Below are 22,225 nucleotides of genomic sequence, written 5' to 3'. Positions count from 1 at the left end.
CATGGCGACTACTGCACGGCTGCTACTGCACGTCGACGAAGTCACCCGCGGCCGCCTTGGCCCCGGTCGTGGTCGTCCCGGCGAACTGGTAGCAGTGGTTGTGCTTGTCGTTCGGCTGCGGCGGAACGATGGCCATCCCCTCGATGTACTCGGGTCGAATCGGCGCCTGAGACGCCTCCTCGATCGCGATCAGCAGATCGATGGGGTCCTGCTGCCTCATGACCGGCTCCATGATGGGTTTGGCGCTCATCGATGGCTCTCCCTCGTCACGCTGATGCCAGGCTAGGCCCGCGCTGGGTGCCCCGGCAGAACGATGGGCCACCCGCCGCCCCACGACCTGGGAATTCCGTACGCGTTCACTCGAACGAGTGTGCTGAACAGTTCCGGCGGTCGGGGTCCCGTACAGACGAGGGAGGCGGCACCCGGAACACCCGGGTGCCGCCTCCCTCGTACAAAGCACAAGCCGTGGCCGCTACTTCGGAGCGCCCGACGGCGTCGACGTGATCGGCGCGGCCGCCAAGGCCTGCGGAGACGCCGGGTTCGCCTGGGCCGACGGGGCCGCCACGTTCTCCGTCGGGTCGGGGGCCGGGTCCTCCTCCGGTTCCGTCACCGGGCCGCCGACGATGCGGATGTCCGCGGCGTCGAAGGCGCGCTTGATGCGCCAGCGCAATTCGCGTTCGACGGAGAGGGCCTTGCCGGGCATCGTCTTGGCGGAGACCCGGACGACCATGGAGTCGAGCAGGACGCTGTCCAGGCCCAGGATCTCGATCGGGCCCCAGAGACGCTCGTTCCAGGGCTCTTCCTTGCTGATGGCCTCGGCGACCTCGCTGATGACGGACTGGACGTGGTCCAGGTCCTCCGAGGCGCGGACCGTGACGTCGACGCCGGCCGTGGCCCAGCCCTGGGAGAGGTTGCCGATGCGCTTGACCTCGCCGTTGCGGACGTACCAGATCTCGCCGTTGTCGCCGCGCAGCTTCGTCACGCGCAGGCCCACCTCGATGACCTCGCCGGAGGCGACGCCCGCGTCGATCGTGTCGCCGACGCCGTACTGGTCCTCGAGGATCATGAAGACGCCGGAGAGGAAGTCGGTGACCAGGTTGCGCGCGCCGAAACCGATGGCGACACCGGCCACACCCGCGGAGGCCAGCAGCGGGGCCAGGTTGATCTCGAAGGTGCCGAGGATCATCAGCGCGGCCGTGCCCATGATCAGGAAGGACGCGACCGAGCGGAGGACGGAGCCGATCGCCTGGGAGCGCTGGCGGCGCCGCTCGGCGTTCACCAGGAGGCCGCCGAGGGCCGTGCCGTCGACCGCCTGGACGGTGCGGGTCATGCGGTCTATCAGCTTGGTGATCGCCCGCCGGACCGCGACTCTCAGCACCGCCGCGATCACCAGGATCAGCAGGACCCGCAGGCCGATGCTGAGCCACGTCGACCAGTTCTGCTCGACCCAGCTGGCTGCGTTGGTCGCGCTTTCCTGGGCGTCCTGAAGCGTGGCGACCGTCGGGTCGGTCGACGTCGAGGGGGACGGCGACGGCGTCGAACCGGCGGCCAATAGGACGGGCAGGGACACGGCAGGTACCTCCAGGCGTAGCGGTCTGCCCGCGGCAGGGGACACATGAGGGGCACCGGTCGGGCAGAACCACCACACTAACGGGGCATCGTGTGTGGATCGTTGCGATGTTCGAGGGAGAGACTGTGCTCACCTGGGGAGGAAGAAGGTGTGGTCGAAAACACTCCCAGCCCGTTACCGGGACATGGTGGCGCGTCCACCAGGCAAGAGGGGACACTGGCCACAGATCGTCCCGGCGCGAGCCACGCGCCGCCGACGCCCAAGGAGGCATCCGTGCCGCATGTCCTGGTCCTCAATGCGTCGTACGAGCCGCTCGGCGTCGTACCGCTCCGCCGCGCGCTCGTCCTCGTCCTTGAGAACAAAGCCGTTTGTCTCGAGGAATCCGGCGCCTTCATGCACAGCGCGACCGTTACTGTCCCCGCACCCAGCGTGGTCCGGCTGAAAAGGTTCGTGCGGGTCCCCTACCGGGGGCCCGTTCCGCTGACCAGGCGAGCTCTGTTCGCCCGCGACGGCGGCCGGTGCATGTACTGCGGTGGCGTCGCAACCAGCGTCGACCACGTCATCCCGCGCAGCCGCGGGGGTCAGCACGTCTGGGACAACGTGGTGGCGTCGTGCCGCCGCTGCAACCACGTCAAGGCCGACCGTCACCTGGTCGAGATCGGCTGGCGCCTGCGCCACAAACCCGCCCCGCCGACGGGGCTCGCTTGGCGCATCATCGGAACCGGGCATAGGGACCCGCGCTGGCTGCCATACCTGCAGCCGTACGGCGCGGACGACGCGATGGCCCGGATCGACGGCATTTCCGCCTGACGATCCGGGCCTTTGTGTTGCCCGGCAGCACGGGCTGCCGCCCCCGCTCCGGCTCCCCAGGAGGACCCCCGTGCCTCCCGGGGAGCCGGCCATGCCCGCGCGCAGCGGTCGTCAGACGTACCGCAGCTCCGCCGGGTGCACCGAGCGGCGCAGCAGCGGCAGCGAGGTGGCCGCCGCCAGCAGACAGGCCGCGTAGATGATCACGGGGACGATCGCGGGCAGCAGCGGCAGTGATCCGTCGCCGGCGAGCTGCCCGTACCAGACGCTGATCGCCATGCCGCCGAAGCCGGCCAGCGCGACCGCGGGAGCCAGCGGCAGGGCCGTCTCCAGGAGCAGCGCCCGGCCGAGCACCGCCTGCGGCACCCCGGCGGCGGCCTGCGCGGCCAGGCCCCGGCGCCGGGTGGCCAGGGACTCGGCGGTGCCCACGGCGAGGCCGGAGAGGGTGATCAGCAGGGCGATCAGGATGGCGGCGCCGGTCAGGTTGACGCCGGTGGTGTAGAAGGACATGTCCTCCGCGAGCGTATGGCGCTCGCGCCCGTTCAGGTCGTCGAGCAGGACCTGTCGTACGCCCATGAAGCCCGTCCCCACGACCGTCACCAGGAGGACGGCGGCGTGGGTGCGGGCGGCCGCCCACGGGTCCTCGCGCAGGCGTTCCGCCGCGATCAGGGTCGCCGGGTTCTCCGTCCGGTCCGCGAGAACGCGGCCCGTGAACCGGGCGGTGGCGCCCGTCACCCACACCGCGGCCATGCCAGTGAGAATCACCACAGTGAAGACGAGCAGCGGGGCCGTGCCGAAGCCGCCGAAGCTGCCCGGGGCCATGGCGAGCCCGGTGACGAGGAGCACCAGCGCCGCCGCCAGGAACGCGGCGCCCGGGCCCCGGCCGCCGCTCGGGCGCACCCGGCGCACCCAGCCCAGCGGCGAGGCGACCACGCGGCGCAGCGCGAGCGTGCTCACCAGTGCGCCCAGTACGGGCACGGCCACCGCGATCACCGCGAACCCGGCCCAGACCACGGCCGGCGGATGCTGCCACTGGCCCAGCAGGAACAGGACGGAGAAGACGGTCGCGACCGCCGAACCCGCGAGGCAGGCGAGCCCCGCCTCCAGCGCGGCGATCCGCCGCACCTGGGCCGGGGAGGCCCCCGCGAGCCGCAGCCCGGCCAGCCGCCGGTCGCGGTGTACGGCGCCGATGCGGGCGCACTGACCGAGGAAGCCCAGCACCGGGACCAGCAGGAGCAGCAGCGTGAGGACGATGCCCGAGCGCTCGCCGGGCTGGTCGAGCAGGCCGTTGGCCAGGGACACGTGGTACTGCCCGTCCATGGAGGCGACCGCCGCGGCGGCCAGCCCGAATCCCGTGGCGAGCCCCGCACCCACCGCCGTGAGCGTGACCCGCCACCACTCCCGCCGATCGGAACCACGGGTGAGCAGCAACGCGAGACGGAGATCGGCGATCATCGGTCGGCCTCCTGGGCGTCACGGCGGGCGAGGGCGGCCGACGGGGAGAGCTGGGGTCGGGCCGGGGTGTCGTGGGGCAGGAGTGCGGCGGGTGCCGGGGTGATGGTCATCGGGCCGTCTCCTGGGTGTCGCGGCGGGTGAGGGTGGCCGACGGGGGGAGCTGGGGTCGGGCCGGGGTGTTGTGGGGCAGGAGTGCGGTGGGTGCCGGGGTGGTGGTCATCGGGCCGTTTCCTGGGTGTCGCGGTGGGTGAGGGTGGCCGACGGGGGGAGCTGGGGTCGGGCCGGGGTGTTGTGGGGCAGGAGTGCGGCGGGTGGCGGGGTGGTGGTCATCGGGCCGTCTCCTGGGTGTCGCGGCGAGTGAGGGCGGCCGGTGGCGACTGCTGGGGCGGGGCCGTGCGGCCCTCGGGGGCCAGCGATCGGACGGATACGGGTGCGGTGGTCATCGGGCCGTCTCCGTGGAGGTCTCGGTGGTGGAGCCGAACGGGGCCTCGGTGCTCGGGGCCGAGGTGGCCTCCCCGGTCACCAACCCGTCCCGCAGTGACACCTCGCGGTCCGCGTACGCCGCCACCTGGGCGTCATGCGTGATCAGCAGGACCGCCGTGCCGGACTCGCGAGCCGTGTGGATCAGCGCGGTCATCACCTGCTCCCCGGCGAGGGAGTCGAGCGCGCCGGTCGGCTCGTCCGCGAAGACGACCTTCGGGCCGGTCACGAGCGCCCGCGCGAGCGAGACCCGCTGGGCCTGGCCGCCGCTCATCTCGCCGGGCCGCAGCGCCTCCTGCCCCCGTACGCCGAACCGCTCCAGCCACTCACCGGCCCGCTCCCGCGCCGCCATGCGCGAGGTGCCCGCGAGCAGCAGCGGCAGCGCCACGTTGTCGACGGCGGTCAGCTCGGGGATCAGCTGCCCGAACTGGAACACCACCCCGAAGTCGGTACGCCGCAGCTCGCTGAGCCGCTTCTCGGGGAACCGGTCGAGGCGCTCACCCGCGTACTCCACCGTGCCCTCGTCGGGCCGGACGATGCCCGCCAGGCAGTGCAGCAGCGTGGACTTGCCGCTGCCGCTCGCCCCGGTGACGGCCAGGATCTCGCCCGCGCGCAGGTCCACCGAGGCACCGCGCAGCGCCAGGGTGGAGCCGTGCGCCTTGACGAGGTCCCGGGCCGCCAGAAGTGGTGGATTGCTCATGCTGCGTCGACCTCCGCGGTCAGGGTGGTGAGCCGGGCCGCCGTGGTGTTCATCCAGCGGAGATCGGCGTCGAGGTGGTTGAGGGCGTAGTCGGCCGAGAGCACGGTCGCGAGATCGGCGCCGGGCGCCGTCTTCACCGCCGTGAGCTCACGCATCCGTGCCATGTGCGCGGCGCGCTGCGCCCGCAGATAGCCGGCCGGGTCCGCCGAGGCGAGGATCGAGACGACGACCTTGGCGAAGATCTCGTTCGTCACGAAGGGCGCGGGCGGGGTGATCTCCCCGGCCCACTGGGCCAGTTCACGTGATCCGTCGTCGGTCGAGCGGTACAGCGTCCGCTCCGGACCACCGTCGGAGTCGGTGCCGTCGACCTCGGCGAGACCGTCGCGGACCAGGCGCTGCAAGGTCGTGTAGACCTGCCCGTAGGCCAACGGACGGGCCTGCGGGAAGCGTTCGTCGTGCCGTCGCTTGAGGTCGTACCCATGGCTGGGGCCTCCGGCGAGCAGCCCCAACAGGATGTGACGGGTGCTCATGTCGATCATTATGCACTCGATATATGTAGCGAGTGAATAGTGATCCCCGAAAAAGCTCCGGTGAACCGCGAAGAGCTCCGGGCGAACCGCGGAGAAGCGTCGGCGAACCGTGAAGAAGCGTCCGCGAACCGCGAAGAAGCGTCGGCGACCCGTGGAAGGCGGTCAGCCCGCCACCGCGTACGCCTCCACCGACCACAGCGAATACCCGTACTGCGTCGCCCTCTTGACCCCCTGGACGCGCACGTAGCGCACGTCGCGTTCGTCGAAGCGGACGGATTCGCGGCCGCCGCGACCGTCGTCGACAGTCGCCGCCGTGCGCCAGGTGCGGCCGTCGGCGGAGACCTGGACGCGGTACGCGGAGGGATACGCGTCCTGCCAGCGCGGCACGACCTGGCCGAGGCGGACCGGCTCGGCGAGCCGCACCTGCCACCAGGCACCGTCCTCGACGGGGGAGGACCAACGCGTCCCGGGATCGCCGTCGTTCGCCGCCGACGCCGGGAAGTCGGGTGTCTCGTCGCCGGACGAGGACGCCTCGCCGGTGCGGGCCAGATCGGGGCCCGCCGTGCGCGGGAAGGCGCGGACCGTCAGGGTGCGGGTCTCCGAGCCGAAGGCGACGGTGACGTCGAACGTCCCCGATGGCGTCCCCTCGGGGACGGTGACGTCGATCGGGACGTCAACGGCGGTTCCGCGAGGGAGGGTTGAGGGGGAACGCGGGACCTTGACCTCGATGCCCTTCGGCGCCTTCGTCGTCAGGTCGCCGCGGACGTCGGCGGGGCGCAGCGAGGTCAGCCGGGCCGTCACCCGCTCCGCCGCACCGCCGATCTCCACGTCCGTCTCGGAGCGGGCCAACTCCAAAGCGGCGGCCGGGGAGTCGGCGAACCACGGCACCAGGTGGCGTACGCGGGAGGGCGCGGGACCGGTGACGCGGACCGCGTCCGCGCGTACGTCCGCGGTGACGTCCGTCGCGCCCCCGGTCGAGAGTGAGCCGAGGAACCGCCAGCCCTCGCCCGGGACATGGGCCTCCACGGAACCGCTCGTGCCGGGTTCGGTGAGGACGCTCACGGCCGTGAGGGCGCGGACGTGCGGGAAACGGACGGTACGGCCGTCCGCCGTCGCGCCGCGGTCCGCGGCCGGCTCGTGGTCGAGGCCCGCCCACGTCTCGTACGCCGTCCTGGCCTTCGTCAGGAACGGGTCGAGCACGCCCTTGCCGACCGTCACCCGGCTCGCCGCGAGCTCGGCGCGCAGCCGGTCGAGGGCGCGGTACGCCGTCCAGGCCGCCGTCGCGTCGCCGTCCGCCTGGGCGCGCAGCATGGCGACCGCCGTGTCACCGGCCTCGCCGTAACGCGCCAACTGCTCGGACCAGGGCGCGACTTCGGCCGCGATCGAGTCGTCGGCCAGCCGCGCCGGGGTCTCGCGCATCACCGTGAACGCGGCGCGCAGCCGCCGGGCCGCCGTCTCGTTCGTGGCCCGGTCCGTGGTCGTACGCGCCTGCCAGAACGCCTCGATGAGCGGGCGCAGATACGCCGACTCGTCGCCGTCGAGGACGGAGGAGGCGTCGTTGCCCGCCAGGGCGCGCAGGGCGTCCCCGCGTCGTGCGTCGCCGTCCGCGAGGTCGTCGATCGCGGCCCTCCAGGACTCCTGGGGGCGGTAGTCGCGAGGGTTCCAGGCGTAGTCGGCTGCGGTGAACAGCGGGATGCGGGAGGCCTCGGCCTGCGGCATCGCGTTCGCCAGCAGGGCCGCCGAACCTGTCGCGACCGCCGGTTCGCGCCCCTGGTAGGGGCCGAGGAACACCCGGTCCTGCGCGTAGTCGTTGACCGGGTAGTTGTCCATGGTGACGAGCGGATGCCCGCCGAACGCCTCCCGGGTGCGGGCCAGTTCGCGCCCCGTGATCGTCCTCGGCACCACGCCGACGCCCGTCCACGCGACCTCGACGCTCTCGTCCAGGGCGTGCGACAGCTCCTGGCGGTAGGTCGTCGAGCCGTCCTCGTAGTACTCCGTCGGCATCAGGGACAACGCGACGGCGTCCGGGTGCCGTTCGGCCAGCTGCCGGGCCACCGCGTTCGCCACCCTGGCCTGCGCCTTCGCGGCCGCCTCCGGACCGGAGCCGAACGTGTCGGCGTCCGCGCCGCAGTGCCACTCGCTGTAGCTGACGTCCTGGAACTGGAACTGGAAGGCCCGGAACCCGAGCGCCCACATGGCGTCGAGCTTGCGCGTCAGCGCCTTCACATCGGCGTCCGAGGAGAAGCACATCGCCTGGCCCGGGGCCACCGCCCAGGCCAGGGTGACGTGGTTGCGGCGCGCCCGCTCCGCCAGCTCCCGGAACTGCGCGCGCTGGTCGGCGGGGTACGGCTCGCGCCAGCGCTCCTGGCGGTAGAGGTCGTCACCGGGGGCGTACACATAGCGGTTCTGCTTGGTGCGGCCCATGAAGTCCAGCTGGGCGAGGCGCTGTTCGCGGGTCCAGGGGGTGCCGTAGAAGCCCTCGGTGGTGCCGCGGACGGCGGTGCCGGGCCAGTCGCGGACCCTGACGCCCGCGATCTTGCCGTCGGCGCCGATGAGCTGCCGGAACGTCTGCACCGCGTGGAACAGACCGTCTTCGCCGACTCCCGCGAGGGCGACGGTGTCGCGGCCGTCGAGGCGGCCGACGGCCAGGCGGTAGCCGCCTGCGGGAAGGTCGGCGCGGGGTGCGGCGCCGAGCGCGGTGAGCGCCTTGTCCAGGGGGCTCGCGGCGCGCGAGCCGAGGGCGTGCGCCCCTTCGGAGGCCGCGCTCCCGGCATGCCCGCCGAACGCGTACGCGCGGCCCCTCGTGCTCCCGTACGCCGTCTCCTGGCCCGCGCGCACCACCAGCGCGCCCGCGGGGAGCGCGTCCCCCTGGCGCGCCGCCGTGATCTTTCGCGCGCCGGCCCGGCTGAGCGCGGTGTGCAAGGCGTCGAGGGCGTACGGATCGGTCGTCGCGTCGGTCACCAGGACGACCTCGTCCGTGACCGCGACCGGGGTGCCGCCCGCGCGCAGGGACTGCGGGCGGGGCCAGACCGCGGGCACGCCGCTCTCGACGGCCTCGTGGTCGTCCGTGGAAGCCGTCGGTGCGTGCGGCGCGGCGACGGCGGCGGGAGCCGCTCCCAGCGCGCTCGCGACGATGGCGAACGCGAGGGCGGCCGCCCCTTTCCCACGCCGGAGCTGCACGGTCCCCCTCCTCGTCGCCCGACTCCCCGACGGCCCATGTCAGGGATGCGTCGAGCCCACCATCCGCGCGGTGAGGGTGTCAACGAGAGTGGCCGAAGTGCCTTCTTTGCCCCAATCTGGAGGTGCCGCAGGGGAACAGAATGTGACCAGAAGCACGTTGTTCGTCCGTGTACGTCTGCCGTCGCGCCTGCTGGGTAGGGCTGCGGTAACCCCCGGGACCCACCGGGACCCCCGGGACCCACCAGGACAGGCCCCAGGCCGCCGTACATCGACAAGGAGGCCCCTCGTGGCCGCATCAGCACACCTTCTGCTCTCGGCTCTCTCCCAAGGTGAGTCGGCCCTCGCCCCGAGCGAGTCGGCCCGCTCCCAGCCCGAGCCGGCCCTCTCCAAACGCGCGGCGGAGTCGTCCGTCGAACCCGACGGCGCCCATCTGTGCCTGCTCAGCGCGGAGGGCGCCTGCGCCGAGGCCCCGCTGACCAGCGAACCCCCGCTGCCCGACGCCGAACCGCTCACCAGCGAGCCGCCGCTGGCCGACGCCGCGCACCTGACGAGCGAGCCCACCTCCACCGGCGCCGCCTCGGGGGTCTAGATGGCACCTCGTCGGCCCGCCGACCCTCCGCAGACGACGCCACCGACGCCCCTGTCCCGGCTCGCCGAACTGCACGGCGTCGCCACCTCCTACAGCCCGTCCCCGGACCGTACGGTCGCGGCCTCGGACACCGCGCTCGTCGCGGCCCTGGCGGCGCTCGACGTCGACGTGGGCACCTCGGATGCCGTGCGCGCCGCCCTCGCGGCGCGGGAGGCCGTGCTGCGGGAACGGCTGCTGCCGCCGACGGTGGTCTGCTGGGGCGGCCGCCTGCCCGCAGAGCTCGCCGCACTGCCGGACGGCACCCGGCTGCGTATCGTCACCGAACAGGGCGAGACCCGCGCCTCCGCCGAACAACTCCCTCCCGGCGTCCACGCGTTGCGCGCCACCGCCCCCGACGGCCGCACCGCCGACGCCCACCTCGTCGTCGCCCCCGCCCGGCTGCCCACGCCGCCCGGACGCACATACGGCCTGCTCGTCCAGCTCTACTCCCTGCTCTCCCGCCGCTCCTGGGGCATGGGCGACCTCGGCGACCTCACCGAACTGACCGCCTGGGCCGGCCGGGCACTCGGAGCCGGATTCGTGCAGGTCAACCCCCTGCACGCGGCCGTACCCGGCGCCCCCACCGACCCCTCCCCGTACCGGCCCTCCTCCCGCCGCTTCCCCGACCCGGTGCATCTGCGGGTCGAGGACATCCCCGAGTTCGCGTACGTCGACGAGCCCGACCGCGTCCGTACGCTGCTGGAGCGCGCCGAGCGACTGCGCGAATCCGTCCTGCACAAGGGCGCACTGATCGACCGCGACGCCGTGTGGGAACTCAAGCGCGAGGCGCTGGAACTGGTCCGCGCGGTGCCGCTCGGGCCCGGCAGACGGGCCGCGTACGCCGACTTCCTCGCCGAGGAGGGCGAAGCGCTGGAGGACCACGCCACCTGGTGCGCGCTCGCCGAGATGTACGGCTCCGACTGGCGGCGCTGGCCCGCGGGACTGCGCGACCCCCGCTCGTCCGAAACCGCCCGCGCCCGGGGCGAGTTGATGGACCGCGTCGACTTCCACACCCGCCTCGCCTGGCTCACCGACGCCCAACTCGCCACCGCCCAGCGCTCCGCGCGCGACGCGGGCATGGCCGTCGGGCTCGTGCACGACCTGGCCGTCGGAGTCCACCCCGACGGGGCCGACGCCTGGGCCCAGCAGGAGTACTTCGCCGCCGGCATGTCGGTCGGCGCACCCCCGGACGCCTTCAACGCGCGCGGCCAGGACTGGGGCCTGCCGCCCTGGAGACCGGACCGCCTCGCCGCGTCCGGCTATGCCCCCTACCGCCGCCTCCTGCGCGCCCTCTTCCGCCACGCGGGCGCCCTGCGCATCGACCACGTCATGGGCCTGTTCCGGCTCTGGTGGATCCCGCAGGGACAGCCGCCGACGGAGGGCACGTACGTCCGTTACGACGCCGAGGCCATGCTCGCGATCCTGACCCTCGAAGCCTCGCGCGCCGGGGCGCTGGTGATCGGCGAGGACCTCGGCACGGTGGAGCCGGGCGTGCGCGAGACGCTGCAGGCGCGCGGGGTGCTCGGCACCTCGGTGCTGTGGTTCGAACGCGACTGGGACGGCGACGGGCTCCCGCTGCCCCCGGACCGCTGGCGCGCCGACTGCCTGGCCACCGCCACCACCCACGACCTGCCGCCCACCGCCGCCCGGCTCACCGGCGACCATGTCGAACTCCGCGACCGGCTCGGCCTGTTGACCGGTTCCCTGGAGGAGGAGCGGGCCGCGGCCGCCGCGGACACGGGGGAGTGGCTGGCGCTGCTCACCCGGCTCGGGCTGCTGCGCGGTGCGAGCGGCGGCTGCCCCGCGGTGGCGGAGGAGGCCGAGATCCAGGCCGTACACCGGTTCCTGCTGCGCACCCCGGCCCGCATGATCGGCGTCTGGCTCCCGGACACGATCGGCGACCGGCGCCCGCAGAACCTGCCCGGCACCTGGGACCAGTACCCCAACTGGCGCCTGCCCATCGCCGACGCCGAGGGCCGCCCGGTGACCCTGGAGGAGCTGGCCGCGTCGCCCCGGCTGCATGCGCTGATCGACGTGGTGCGGGCGCGCGCAGGGACGCAGGCGCAGGCCGGGGGCGGCGGGGGCGCGCGTGGTGGTGGGGGCGCGCGGGGCGGCGTGGGCGGTCACGCGGAGCCCTGAGACCTCCGTACGGCACCCCCGGGCGCGCGACCCCTTCAGGCGTTCGCTACGTTTGCACCGTGGACAAGAAGAACGCCCTGCGGGCCGGCACCCTGGCAGCCGGTACGACGCTGATGATGCTGCTCATGTCGTCCCCCGCGCTCGCGGTGATCCGCGACGACGGTGACGACCCCGGCCAGGGCCTGAGCGTGATCGACACGCTGGGCCTCTACGTCGTGGCGCCGATCGTTCTGTTCCTGGTCATCGCCGGCCTCGTGATGGTCCTGGACAAGTCCGACAGGCGACAGAAGCAGGGCTGACCTCAGCTCTCACCGGCTCTTTCCTTCGAGGGAGTCCGCGCACCCGACGGTGCGTGGGCTCCCTCGACGTGTTTTTCGCAGGTACGCGGCCAGGTGCGCGGCCACGGACTCCGGTCCTACGGGTGCGGCGCCGTCAGATACCGCTGCACCGTCGGCCCCAGCCACGCCACGATCTCCTCGCGGTGCAGCGAGACGGCCGGACCGAATTTCAGGACGTAGCGGGCGAGCGCGAGCCCGAGCAGTTGTGAGGCGCAGAGCGCGCCCCGTGTCGGCGCCTGCTCGGGGTCGGGGCAGGCGCGCCGGGCGACCGGCGTGATCTGGTCCTTGAAGATGCCCTGCATGCGCTCGGCGCCGGCCTGATTGGTGACACCGACGCGGAGCATCGCGGTGAGCACGTCGTTCTCCTCCCAGAGGTCGAGGAAGTGGCTCACCAGGACGCGGCCCACGTCGTTCGGGTCGAGGCCCGCCGGATCGGGCATCCGCAGATCGACGTCGAGCACGGCGGCGAACAACCCCTCCTTCGAGCCGTAGTAGCGCATGACCATCGACGGATCGATCCGCGCGTCCTTGGCGATGGCGCGGATCGTGGCGCGCTCGTAGCCGTCGGCCGCGAAGCGCTCGCGGGCGGCCGCGAGGATCGCGGTGCGGGTGGCGTCGGAGCGGCGGGGCGCGGGGGCGGGCGTGGACGCGTCCGATGCCGAGGGTGAAGCCGATGCCGGTGCTGACGCCGACGCCGACGTGGGCCTGGGGGCGGGCGTGGGGTGGTCCTTGAGTGGCATGCCAACAACCGTAGGCCAACACGTGTTGACAGTCCAGTGATGCCGTCCTATGTTGGTCAACAAGCGTTGGCCAACAAGCGTTGGCATGCGGGCGTCGGCCCGCAGGTGGTGGCCAACGGATGTTGGCCGACATGGGTTGGCCAGCGAGCGTTGACCAATAGGCGTTGACCAACAGGCGTTGGCATCAGGAGGTCGTCATGAACGGCAACTCGCGCAACATGGACACCGCAGACACCGCAGACGCTGCAGACCCCACCACAGACACCACGTGCACCACACGCACCACCACCCCTCCCCGCGACGTCATCGTCGTCGGCGCCGGCCCCACCGGGCTGCTGCTGGCCGGCGACCTCGCCACCGCCGGTGTCCCTGTCACCCTGGTCGAGAAGCGCCCGCACAAGATCAGCAACCTCTCCCGCGCCTTCGTCCTGCACGCCCGCACCCTGGAGCAGCTGGATGCCCGTGGTCTCGCCGACGACCTGGAGCCCAAGGGTCGGCCCCTCGACCGCATCCGTCTCTTCGGCGGGCTCAGTGTCGCGCTCGACACCCTTCCCTCCCGCTTCAACCACCTCCTCGTGATCCCGCAGTACGAGGTGGAGAAGGTGTTGCAGCGGCGAGCGGAGGACGCCGGGGTGCGGTTCGTGTACGAGGCCGAGGTGACCGGGCTGAGCCAGGACGCGGGCGGGGTGACGCTCGACGTCCGCCGCCGGGACGGTGAGCCGGAGCGGCTGAGGGCCGCGTACGTCGTCGGGACGGATGGGATGCGCAGCGCGGTGCGTGAGGCGATCGGGCTGCCGTTCCCCGGCAAGTCGGTCATCCGGTCCGTCGTCCTCGCGGACGTCCTGCTCGACGAGGAGCCGGAGTCGGTGCTGACCGCCAACGCCGTCGGCGACGCCTTCGCCTTCATCGCGCCGTTCGGCGACGGCTACTACCGGGTCATCGGCTGGCACCGCGGCCGCGACGTGCCCGACAGCGAGCCGCTCGAACTCGACGAGGTCAAGGAGATCGCCCGGCTCGCCCTCGGCCGCGACTACGGCATGCGCGACGCCCGCTGGATGTCCCGCTTCCACAGCGACGAGCGCCAGGCGCCCGCCTACCGAGTGGGCCGTGTCTTCCTCGCCGGCGACGCGGCGCACGTGCACACCCCGGCCGGCGGCCAGGGTATGAACACCGGTCTCCAGGACGCCGCGAACCTCAGCTGGAAGCTGGCGTTGGTCCTCAACGGGCATGCGGACACGGCCCTGTTGGACACCTACCAGGCCGAGCGCCACCCGGTCGGAAAGTCCGTCCTGCGCAGCAGCGGCGGTATCGTGCGGCTCGCGATGGCCAAGTACCCCTGGACGCTGGCGCTGCGCGCCGGGCTCGCCACGTTCCTCAACCACGTCGGCCCCGCCCGCCGCAAGGCCGCGGGTCAGATCACGGGCATCGGGTACGCGTACGGGGCGCCACGCGGCTCCCACCCCCTGGTCGGCACGCGCGCACCCGACGTCGCCCTGCGGAGCGGCCGCCTCTACGAGGCCCTGCGCGGCGGCAGGTTCGTCCTCATCACGCCGACGTCGGCCTCGGAGTCGTACACAGGCGGAGACCGTAACGAACGGCTCACTGTGGAGAGTTGGGCGAGCGACCGGCGTACGACCGTGCTGGTGCGGCCCGACGGATACGTCGCCTGGGCGGCGGAGTCCCCGGACGCGGCGGCGGTCGCGGCGGCGCTGGACGCCGCGGTCGGGACGCCGGAGGCGCGCGCCGTCTAGGCGGTGGCGGCGGCGAGCAACTCGCGGAGCAGGTCGGCGAGTTGGGCGGCCCGCTCCTCGTCCAGGGCTGAGAGGGTCTCCGTCTGTATGGCCAGACCCGCCCCGACGGCCTCGTCGATCAGGCGCAGGCCCTCGTCGGTGAGGGTGACCTGGAGCCCGCGCCGGTCGTGCGGATCGGGTGAGCGGCGCAGCAACCCGGCGCGCTCCAGCTTGTCCAGGCGACCGGTCATCCCGCCGGTGGTGAGCATGAGCGTCGCCGAGAGCTGCCGGGGCGAGAGGGTGTACGGGGCGTCCGAGCGGCGCAGCGTCGCCAGTACGTCGAACTCCCCGCGCGAGATGCCGTAGCGGGCGTACGCCTTCTCCGTCCGGTCGCCCATCGCCCGCGAGAGCCGGTAGATCCGTCCGAAGACCTCCATCGCGGCGGTGTCGAGGTCCGGCCGGACGGTGGCCCACTGCTCGATGATCGCGTCGACGGGGTCTTTGGGGGTGCTCATGGGGCGAGTATCCGCTGCTGACAGGTCGGCCGCAAGAAAGTAGCTGGGCGGAAAGTAGATCAAGGGAAAGTTGATTAGTGGCAAGTGGATTGGCGGCAAGTGGCTTGACGGAAAGTAGCTTAGAGCTAAGCTACTTCCTGCTGGCCTACTTCTCGCCGACCCACTTCTTTCCCACTGGTCTCCTCGAAACCGGGTGCCTCATGGCCGCGCACAGCAACCGCCCCGCCCTCATAGCCCTCACCGCGCTCGCCCCCGTCTCCTGGGGCAGCACCTACGCCGTCACCACCGAGTTCCTGCCTGCCGACCGGCCCCTATTCACGGCGGTGATGCGCGCCCTGCCCGCCGGGCTGCTGCTCCTCGCGCTGGCGCGGGTGCTGCCGCGCGGCGTCTGGTGGGGGAAGGCGGCGGCGCTGGGCGCGCTGAACATCGGTGCCTTCTTCCCGCTGCTGTTCCTCTCCGCGTACCGGCTGCCCGGCGGTATGGCGGCGGTCGTCGGCTCGATCGGGCCGCTGTTCGTCGCGGGCCTGTCGGTGCTGCTACTCGGCGACCGGCCGACCCTCCGTACGCTCTTGACCGGCATCGCCGCGGCCCTCGGCGTCAGCCTCGTCGTGCTGAAGGCGGCGGGCGCGCTCGACCCCGTGGGTGTGCTCGCGGCGCTCGCCTCGACCGCCTCGATGTCCACCGGCACCGTGCTCACCAAGCGGTGGGGGCGCCCGGACGGGGTCGGCCCACTGGCGCTCACCGCCTGGCAGTTGACGGCCGGCGGGCTGCTGATCGCGCCGGTCGCCCTCCTCGTCGAGGGCGCGCCGCCCGCGCTGGACGGCCGGGCGATCGGCGGCTACCTGTACCTCGCGCTGGCGAACACGGCGGTCGCGTACTGGCTCTGGTTCCGCGGTATCGGCCGGCTCACCGCCACGCAGGTCACCTTCCTCGGCCCGCTCTCGCCGCTGACCGCGGCCGTCATCGGGTGGGCGGCGCTGGGGCAGGCGCTGACGCCGGTGCAACTGGCGGGCATGGCACTGGCGTTCGGGGCGACGGTCTTCGGTCAGCTCAAGCCGCGTACGACTGCCGCCGCAGTCCCCGCTTCTGCCTCTGGATCTTTCAGTTCAACTGAAAAGAATGCTCGAAAAGACTCGATGGACGTGACAGTTCCCGCCTTGCGACGGTAGCCGGGCAGTCCCCCCGACCAACCGAGAGGCAAGGGACATTCGTGGCAGTCCTGGACCGGACGCGTACGCACAGCGTGACCCGCACGGCAGTGCGGAAGGGGGCGGGGAAGGGGGCCACCGGTCTCGGTATCGCCCTCGCGGCCGTCGCCACGGTCGTCTGGTCGGGCAGCTTCGTCGCCGTCCAGGCTCCGCCCCAGATCCCGCTCCTCAAACGCCGGAGGGGCTGAACTTTCCCGGCCGGCGCTGGAGATTTTCAGCCCGTCCAGCGTTTAAGGACGAGCGCGGAGCGCGATACGGGCGGTCTGGGGGGGCGGAGCCCCCAGGGACGATGGGGGTCCCCCTTGCTCGAGCGAAGCCGAGAGCTTGGGGGAGGGTAGGGGCGGAGGGGGCGAAGAAACGGATAGCGTCACGGTGTCCCCGCGTGACGTTTCTGTGGGAGGTCCCCGTGGTCGTCGATGTCGTGTGCCGGAGTTGTGGGAAGGCGCTGCCCGACCGGGTGGGGCGCAAGGGGCGGAGCTCGGTCTACTGCTCCGCGGCCTGCAGGCAGAAGGCGTATCGCGAGCGGCGAGCGACAGCCGTGGACACCGTGCAGGGACTCATCGAGGAGGTCGGGCGCCAGGTCGACGCACTGGTGCCGCAACCGCCGTCCGTCTTCTACTCCGGCGTGAGCGAGTTGGCCTCCTCCGTCGGGCGACTACGACGCATCGCCCGGGTCGCCCGGGACAGCGCGAAGGAAGGGGGAGGGGTAGGGCGAGGCGAGCGCCGGGAGGACCGGCAGGGCCGGGAGAGGGGGGAGGGCCGGGAGGGCCGGGATGGTCGGGATGGCCGGCCGGGTCGGCAGAGCCCGGTGGAATTCGTCACCGGTGTCGGTGTGACGGAAGTCGACATCGGTGAGGGCGACTTCGCCGCGCTCGTCGAGTCGTACCGCCGGGAGCTGCGCGTGCACTGCTACCGGATGTCGGGCTCGTACGACGACGCCGAGGACCTGGTGCAGGAGACGTTCCTGCGGGCCTGGCGGGCGCGGGACGGCTTCGCGGGGCGGGCGAGCGTACGGACGTGGCTGTATCGGATCGCCACCAACACCTGCCTGGACTTCCAGCGGCGCACCGCACGCCGCCCCCAGCGGTACGAGCCGCTGCCCGGCATGAACCACGGCGACGGCGCCGAACCTCCCGTTCGTATCACCTGGCTGCAGCCTTACCCGGACGAGGACCTGCCCTCCACCGAGGACCAGCCGGACACCGCCGCCGTCTCCCGGGAGACGCTGGAACTCGTCTTCCTCGCCGCCATCCAGCACCTGCCGCCCCGCCAGCGCGCCGTCCTCATCCTGCGCGACGTACTCGGGCTCGCCGCCGCGGAGACCGCCGAGGCGCTGGAGATGACCGTCGCCTCGGTCAACAGCGCGTTGCAGCGGGCCCGGCCCACCTTGCGTGACCATCTGCCCCGCCGCCGCACCGACTGGACCGCCGAGGCGGACGCCCGCGAACGCGAGGTCCTCAAGCGCTACATGGCCGCCGCCGAACGCCTCGACCTCACCGAGGTCGCCACCCTGCTCAGCGAGGACATCACGCTCACGATGCCGCCGAACCCGTTCTGGTTCGTCGGCCGCGAGGCGATCACCGACTTCCTCAGGACCAGCCTCGACCCGGCCTCCACGATGTTCCTCGGCCACTGGCGCCACCTTCCCGCCCGCGCGAACGGGCAGCTCGCGGCCGGGGGTTATGTACGACGCCCGGGTACGACCGTCTACCGCGCCCAGGTCCTCGACGTACTCCGCTTCGAGGGCGACCGGATCGTGGAGATCACCTCCTTCGAGCCGCACCTCTTCCCGGCGTTCGGACTGCCGCTGCGGCTCCCGGCCGACCGATGACCGATGAGTGACGTAGGGCGCGTACGTCTCCATGAACGACACGTACGACACCGTCAGCCACTCAACCAGTCAGTCCTCAAGGAGAGATCACCATGCTGCTCACCGACAAGACCGCGGTCATCTACGGCGCCGGCGGAAGCATCGGCGGCGCCGTCGCCCGTACCTTCGCCCGCGAGGGCGCCCGGGTGCACCTCGTGGGGCGTACGGGGGAGACGCTCGACGCGGTGGCCAAGGATATCGCGGCGGCGGGCGGGCACGCCGAGACGGCGGTGCTCGACGCCCTGGACGAAGCGGCGGTCGAGGCGCACATCGCGTCCCTGGACACCGAGGCTGGGATCGACATCTCCTTCAACCTCGTCACGCGCGGCGACGTGCAGGGCGCGCCGTTGCTGGACATGCCCGTCGACGACTTCGTACGGCCCGTGGTGACCGGCATCCACGCCAACTTCATCACCGCCCGTGCCGCCGCCCGCCGCATGGCCGAGCGCGGTTCCGGTGTGATCCTCACGCTCAACAGCGGTTCGGCGCACGGCAGTCCGATGATGGGCGGCACCGGGCCCGCGGACGCGGCGATCGACACGCTGGTGCGGAATCTGGCGATCGAGCTGGGCCCCCGCGGGATCCGGGCCGTGGGCCTGTGGGCGGCCGGGGTGCCCGAGACACTGACCCGGGAGAAGCTCGCCGCGGTCGACAGCGGCATGGACCTCGATGAGAACGCCATCCAGGGACTGCTGGCCAACCTCGCGGGCATGCGCATGACCCGCCGCAACCCGACGCTGCCCGAGATCGCGGCCACCGCCGCCTTCCTCGCCTCCGACCACGCCGGCGGGATCACGGGTACGTTCGTGAACGTCACCGGCGGGATGATCCCCGGCTGACCCTCCTACGGGACGGGACGCCCTCCTACGGGACCGGACCGGACCGCACGTGCGGACGATGAGCGACACCGCCCGCCTCGTGAGCGCGACGGGCGGGTGACCTCCTTGGTCACCCGCCCGCCGTCGCCACCGCCACCGCTTACGCGCCTGCGGAGGTCGCCATCGCTTACGCGCCTATGGATGTCGCCACCGCTTGCGCGCCCATGGCTTACGCCTCGGCCGGCTGCTCGCTCGCTGCCTGGGCGTCCGCCGCCTGGGCCTTCAGGGCCCGCTCGATGCCCGAGCGGGACTCCGAGATCAGGCGCCGCAGGGCCGCGTTGGGCTCGGCGGAGGCCAGCCACGCGTCGGTCTTGGCGAGGGTCTCCTCGGAGACCTGGATCGACGGGTAGAGGCCGACGGCGATCTGCTGGGCGATCTCGTGCGAGCGGGACTCCCAGATGTCCTTGACCACGGTGAAGAACGTGTCCGTGTACGGGGCGAGCAGCTCGCGCTGGTCGGTCTGGACGAAGCCCGAGATCACCGCCTCCTGCACCGCGTTCGGCAGCTTGTCGGACTCGACGACCGAGGCCCAGGCCTCCGCCTTGGCCTCCTCGGTGGGCCGGGCGGCACGGGCGGTGGCCGCGTGGCGCTCACCGGCGGCCGTCTTGTCGCGCTCGTACTCGGCGGAGATCTCCGCCTCGTCGAAGCGTCCGACCGCCGCGAGCCGCTCCACGAACGCCCAGCGCAGCTCGGTGTCGACGGCCAGGCCCTCGATGGTCTCGCGGCCCTCCAGCAGCGCCTCCAGGAGGTCCAGCTGCTCCGGCGTACGGGCGGTCGCCGCGAAAGCGCGCGCCCAGGCCAGCTGGTGGTCGCCGGCGGGCTCGGCGGCGCGCAGGTGGGCGAGCGTCGCCTCCGTCCAGCGGGTCAGCAGGGCCTCGCGTGCGGTCGGGTCGGCGTACAGCTCGATCGCCAGCTTCACCTGGCGGTGCAGCGACTGCACGACACCGATGTCCGACTCCTTGCCGATGCCCGACAGGACGAGGGACAGGTAGTCGCGGGTCGCGAGCTCCGCGTCCCGGGTCATGTCCCAGGCCGAGGCCCAGCACAGGGCGCGCGGCAGGGAGGACGCGAAGTCACCGAGGTGCTCCGTGACGAAGGCCAGCGAGGCCTCGTCGAGACGGACCTTGGCGTACGACAGGTCGTCGTCGTTGAGCAGGATCACGGCGGGGCGGCGCTTGCCGACGAGCTGCGGTACGGCGGTCAGCTCGCCGTCCACGTCCAGCTCCAGGCGTTCGTCGCGCAGCAGCTTGCCGCTGTCCTCGTCGAGGTCGTACAGGCCGACCGCGATCCGGTGCGGGCGCAGGGTCGGCTCGCCCTTGGCGCCGGCGGGCAGGGCCGGGGCCTCCTGGCGGATCGCGAAGGACGTGACGACGCCGTTCGCGTCCGTCTCGATCTCCGGGCGCAGGACGTTGATGCCCGCGGTCTGCAGCCATTTCTGCGACCAGTTCTTCAGGTCGCGCCCGGAGGTCTCCTCCAGCGCGCCCAGCAGATCGCTGAGCCGCGTGTTGCCGTAGGCGTGCGCCTTGAAGTACGCCTGCACGCCGCGGAAGAACTCGTCCATGCCGACGTACGCGACGAGCTGCTTGAGGACGCTCGCGCCCTTGGCGTACGTGATGCCGTCGAAGTTGACGAGGACGTCGTCCAGGTCGCGGATCTCGGCCATGATCGGGTGCGTGGAGGGCAGCTGGTCCTGCCGGTACGCCCACGTCTTCATGGAGTTGGCGAAGGTGGTCCAGGAGTGCGGCCAGCGCGACTCGGGGTGGTACGCCTGGCAGGCGATGGAGGTGTAGGTGGCGAACGACTCGTTCAGCCACAGGTCGTTCCACCACTCCATGGTCACGAGGTCGCCGAACCACATGTGGGCGAGCTCGTGCAGGATGGTCTCGGCGCGCACCTCGTACGCGGCGTCGGTGACCTTGGACCGGAACACGTACTGGTCGCGGATGGTCACCGCGCCCGCGTTCTCCATCGCGCCCGCGTTGAACTCCGGCACGAAGAGCTGGTCGTACTTCTTGAACGGGTACGCGTAGTCGAACTTCTCCTGGAACCAGTCGAAGCCCTGCCGAGTCACCTCGAAGATCGCGTCCGAGTCGAGGAACTCGGCGAGGGAGGGCCGGCAGTAGATGCCGAGCGGAACGGACTGCCCGTTCTTCTCGTACACGCTGTGCACGGAGTGGTACGGCCCGACGATGAGCGCCGTGATGTAGCTGGAGATCCTCGGCGTCGGCTCGAAGACCCAGGTGTCGTCCTTGGGCTCCGGCGTCGGGGAGTTGGAGATGACGGTCCAGCCCGTCGGCGCCTTCACGGTGAACTGGAAGGTGGCCTTCAGGTCCGGCTGTTCGAAGGACGCGAAGACGCGGCGGGCGTCCGGGACCTCGAACTGGGTGTAGAGGTAGGCCTGTTGGTCGACGGGGTCGACGAACCGGTGCAGGCCCTCACCGGTGTTGGTGTACGCGCAGTCCGCGACGACGCGCAGGACGTTGCGTCCCGCCAGGAGCCCCGGGAGAGCGATCCGCGAGTCCTTGAACACCTCGGCGGGGTCGAGCGGGTCCCCGTTCAGGGTGACCTCGTGGAGGGTCGGAGCCACCAGGTCGATGAACGACTCCGCGCCGGTCTCGGCGGAGTCGAAGCGCACCGTCGTCACGGACCTGTAGGTGCCGCCCTCCTGCGCGCCGGAGAGATCGAGATCGATCTCGTACGAGTCAACGGTGAGCAGCGTCGCCCGCTGCTGCGCCTCTTCGCGGGTCAGGTTTGTGCCAGGCACGCGGTCATCTCCTCGTTATGTGTGGGTTGCGCCATCCTTCCACGGGACCTGCACGGAATGCGATGTCCGTTTCCCGCCGGTGGAGGGGCCGCGCGGGCGCGAGCCTGGACGCATGACGATGACGACGTACGCCGCGCGGCCCGTTGAGCCGGCGGCTCTGAAGGAACTCCGGGACACCGATGACGCCGGCCGTCCCTGTCGGCCCTTCGTGGACGCCGAGGGCGGGGCTCCGCTGCGCTGCTGTCTGCGGCGCAGCGGGCCCGGGGAGCGGATCGCGCTCGTCTCGTACGCGCCGTTGCGTCGCTGGGCCGCGGAGACGGGGGCCGAGCCGGGGGCCTACGACGAGCAGGGCCCCGTCTTCATCCACGCGGAGCCCTGCGCGGGCCCGGCCCTGGACGGCTACCCCTTCCCCGGTGCCCACCGGACCGTCCGCCGCTACTCCGCCGACGGGCGCATCCTCGGCGGCCGGCTGGTGGAGCCCCCGGACTCCTTCGACGACGCCTTCACCCGGGCCTTCGCGGACCCGGAGGTGACCCTCGTCCACGTACGCGCCGTGGAGTACGGCTGCTTCCTCTACGAGGTGCGCAGGGAGGAGTGATTTCGCCCCCTCCGCCCCTACCCGTCCCGTCCCTGGGGGCTCCGCCCCCAGACCCCCGTATCGCGCTAACGCGCTCGTCCTCAAACGCCGGACGG

Annotated in this window: 19 protein-coding genes; 10 read left to right on the top strand and 9 right to left on the bottom strand. The window is 72.2% G+C overall.

The annotated features are described in order from the left end of the window. Nucleotides 1–22: 22 nt before the first annotated feature. Complete coding sequence (locus tag ACFY0T_RS15200) at nucleotides 23–250, bottom strand: hypothetical protein (protein WP_388869475.1); 228 nt, start codon at nucleotides 248–250, stop codon at nucleotides 23–25. A 222-nt stretch (nucleotides 251–472) separates the two neighbouring features. Beyond that, a complete protein-coding gene (locus tag ACFY0T_RS15195; RefSeq protein ID WP_388869472.1) occupies nucleotides 473–1,570 on the bottom strand; it encodes a mechanosensitive ion channel family protein in 1,098 nt (365 codons plus the stop codon). Nucleotides 1,571–1,843: 273 nt separating this feature from the next. Here ACFY0T_RS15195 and ACFY0T_RS15190 point away from each other — a divergent pair, with 273 nt between their 5' ends. Continuing rightward, the gene (locus ACFY0T_RS15190; protein ID WP_028802683.1) at nucleotides 1,844–2,380 is read left to right on the top strand and encodes an HNH endonuclease; all 537 of its coding nucleotides are present in this window, start codon (nucleotides 1,844–1,846) and stop codon (nucleotides 2,378–2,380) included. 111 nt (nucleotides 2,381–2,491) lie between these two features. Here ACFY0T_RS15190 and ACFY0T_RS15185 read toward each other — a convergent pair whose 3' ends face one another. The 4 genes from ACFY0T_RS15185 to ACFY0T_RS15170 form a co-directional block, all read right to left on the bottom strand. Continuing rightward, nucleotides 2,492–3,832 carry an FtsX-like permease family protein gene (locus ACFY0T_RS15185; RefSeq protein WP_388869469.1) on the bottom strand — a complete coding sequence of 447 codons (1,341 nt, stop codon included), beginning with the start codon at nucleotides 3,830–3,832 and terminating at the stop codon, nucleotides 2,492–2,494. A gap of 439 nt (nucleotides 3,833–4,271) precedes the next feature. Beyond that, nucleotides 4,272–5,012 (bottom strand): ABC transporter ATP-binding protein, encoded by a 741-nt coding sequence (locus ACFY0T_RS15180; protein WP_388869466.1) that lies wholly within the window; start codon nucleotides 5,010–5,012, stop codon nucleotides 4,272–4,274. Beyond that, nucleotides 5,009–5,542 carry a PadR family transcriptional regulator gene (locus ACFY0T_RS15175; RefSeq protein WP_388869463.1) on the bottom strand — a complete coding sequence of 178 codons (534 nt, stop codon included), beginning with the start codon at nucleotides 5,540–5,542 and terminating at the stop codon, nucleotides 5,009–5,011. The genes ACFY0T_RS15180 and ACFY0T_RS15175 overlap by 4 nt, the downstream gene beginning before the upstream one ends. Before the next feature lie 162 nt (nucleotides 5,543–5,704). Next, on the bottom strand, nucleotides 5,705–8,722 hold the full coding sequence (locus ACFY0T_RS15170; RefSeq protein ID WP_388869460.1) for a beta-N-acetylglucosaminidase domain-containing protein: 3,018 nt from the start codon (nucleotides 8,720–8,722) through the stop codon (nucleotides 5,705–5,707). A gap of 286 nt (nucleotides 8,723–9,008) precedes the next feature. Between ACFY0T_RS15170 and ACFY0T_RS15165 the strand changes: the two genes are divergently transcribed. From ACFY0T_RS15165 to ACFY0T_RS15155, 3 genes are read left to right on the top strand one after another with little or no spacing between them, the layout of a single operon-like run. Next, the gene (locus ACFY0T_RS15165) at nucleotides 9,009–9,311 is read left to right on the top strand and encodes a hypothetical protein (RefSeq protein ID WP_388869457.1); all 303 of its coding nucleotides are present in this window, start codon (nucleotides 9,009–9,011) and stop codon (nucleotides 9,309–9,311) included. After that, nucleotides 9,312–11,489: a 4-alpha-glucanotransferase gene (gene malQ / locus ACFY0T_RS15160; protein WP_388869455.1), complete on the top strand. Its 2,178-nt coding sequence runs from the start codon at nucleotides 9,312–9,314 to the stop codon at nucleotides 11,487–11,489. It begins immediately after the preceding gene. 59 nt (nucleotides 11,490–11,548) lie between these two features. Further along, nucleotides 11,549–11,788 (top strand): hypothetical protein, encoded by a 240-nt coding sequence (locus tag ACFY0T_RS15155; protein WP_388869453.1) that lies wholly within the window; start codon nucleotides 11,549–11,551, stop codon nucleotides 11,786–11,788. Between the two features lie 116 nt (nucleotides 11,789–11,904). Here the strand turns inward: ACFY0T_RS15155 and ACFY0T_RS15150 are convergent, their stop codons facing one another. After that, nucleotides 11,905–12,567 (bottom strand): TetR family transcriptional regulator, encoded by a 663-nt coding sequence (locus tag ACFY0T_RS15150; RefSeq protein ID WP_388869450.1) that lies wholly within the window; start codon nucleotides 12,565–12,567, stop codon nucleotides 11,905–11,907. A 197-nt stretch (nucleotides 12,568–12,764) separates the two neighbouring features. Here ACFY0T_RS15150 and ACFY0T_RS15145 point away from each other — a divergent pair, with 197 nt between their 5' ends. Next, nucleotides 12,765–14,318, top strand: a complete 1,554-nt coding sequence (locus ACFY0T_RS15145) for an FAD-dependent monooxygenase (RefSeq protein ID WP_388869447.1) — start codon at nucleotides 12,765–12,767, stop codon at nucleotides 14,316–14,318. Here the strand turns inward: ACFY0T_RS15145 and ACFY0T_RS15140 are convergent. After that, a complete protein-coding gene (locus ACFY0T_RS15140) occupies nucleotides 14,315–14,812 on the bottom strand; it encodes a MarR family winged helix-turn-helix transcriptional regulator (RefSeq protein ID WP_388869444.1) in 498 nt (165 codons plus the stop codon). The genes ACFY0T_RS15145 and ACFY0T_RS15140 overlap by 4 nt on opposite strands. 200 nt (nucleotides 14,813–15,012) lie before the next feature. On the opposite strand from ACFY0T_RS15140, the gene ACFY0T_RS15135 reads away from it, so the two are divergent. The 4 genes from ACFY0T_RS15135 to ACFY0T_RS15120 all read left to right on the top strand — a co-directional run bounded on the left by ACFY0T_RS15135 (nucleotide 15,013) and on the right by ACFY0T_RS15120 (nucleotide 18,729). Next, nucleotides 15,013–15,981, top strand: coding sequence for an EamA family transporter (locus ACFY0T_RS15135; protein WP_388869441.1), 969 nt, complete (start codon nucleotides 15,013–15,015; stop codon nucleotides 15,979–15,981). 41 nt (nucleotides 15,982–16,022) lie between these two features. After that, a complete protein-coding gene (locus tag ACFY0T_RS15130) occupies nucleotides 16,023–16,208 on the top strand; it encodes a hypothetical protein (protein WP_388869438.1) in 186 nt (61 codons plus the stop codon). Between the two features lie 194 nt (nucleotides 16,209–16,402). After that, nucleotides 16,403–17,851 carry a sigma-70 family RNA polymerase sigma factor gene (locus tag ACFY0T_RS15125; protein ID WP_388869435.1) on the top strand — a complete coding sequence of 483 codons (1,449 nt, stop codon included), beginning with the start codon at nucleotides 16,403–16,405 and terminating at the stop codon, nucleotides 17,849–17,851. Between the two features lie 92 nt (nucleotides 17,852–17,943). After that, nucleotides 17,944–18,729, top strand: coding sequence for an SDR family NAD(P)-dependent oxidoreductase (locus ACFY0T_RS15120; RefSeq protein ID WP_388869432.1), 786 nt, complete (start codon nucleotides 17,944–17,946; stop codon nucleotides 18,727–18,729). 208 nt (nucleotides 18,730–18,937) lie between these two features. Here ACFY0T_RS15120 and pepN read toward each other — a convergent pair whose 3' ends face one another. Further along, complete coding sequence (pepN, locus tag ACFY0T_RS15115) at nucleotides 18,938–21,532, bottom strand: aminopeptidase N (protein WP_388869431.1); 2,595 nt, start codon at nucleotides 21,530–21,532, stop codon at nucleotides 18,938–18,940. A 118-nt stretch (nucleotides 21,533–21,650) separates the two neighbouring features. Here pepN and ACFY0T_RS15110 point away from each other — a divergent pair, with 118 nt between their 5' ends. Then, nucleotides 21,651–22,130, top strand: coding sequence for a DUF1203 domain-containing protein (locus ACFY0T_RS15110; RefSeq protein ID WP_388870487.1), 480 nt, complete (start codon nucleotides 21,651–21,653; stop codon nucleotides 22,128–22,130). The last annotated feature ends 95 nt before the right edge of the window (nucleotides 22,131–22,225 follow it).

It is taken from the genome of Streptomyces sp. NPDC001530 (genome assembly GCF_042894545.1).
GTDB lineage: Bacteria > Actinomycetota > Actinomycetes > Streptomycetales > Streptomycetaceae > Streptomyces.
The sequence above is the reverse complement of the archived record's forward strand: the minus strand, read 5'-3'. Positions and strand labels throughout refer to the sequence as shown.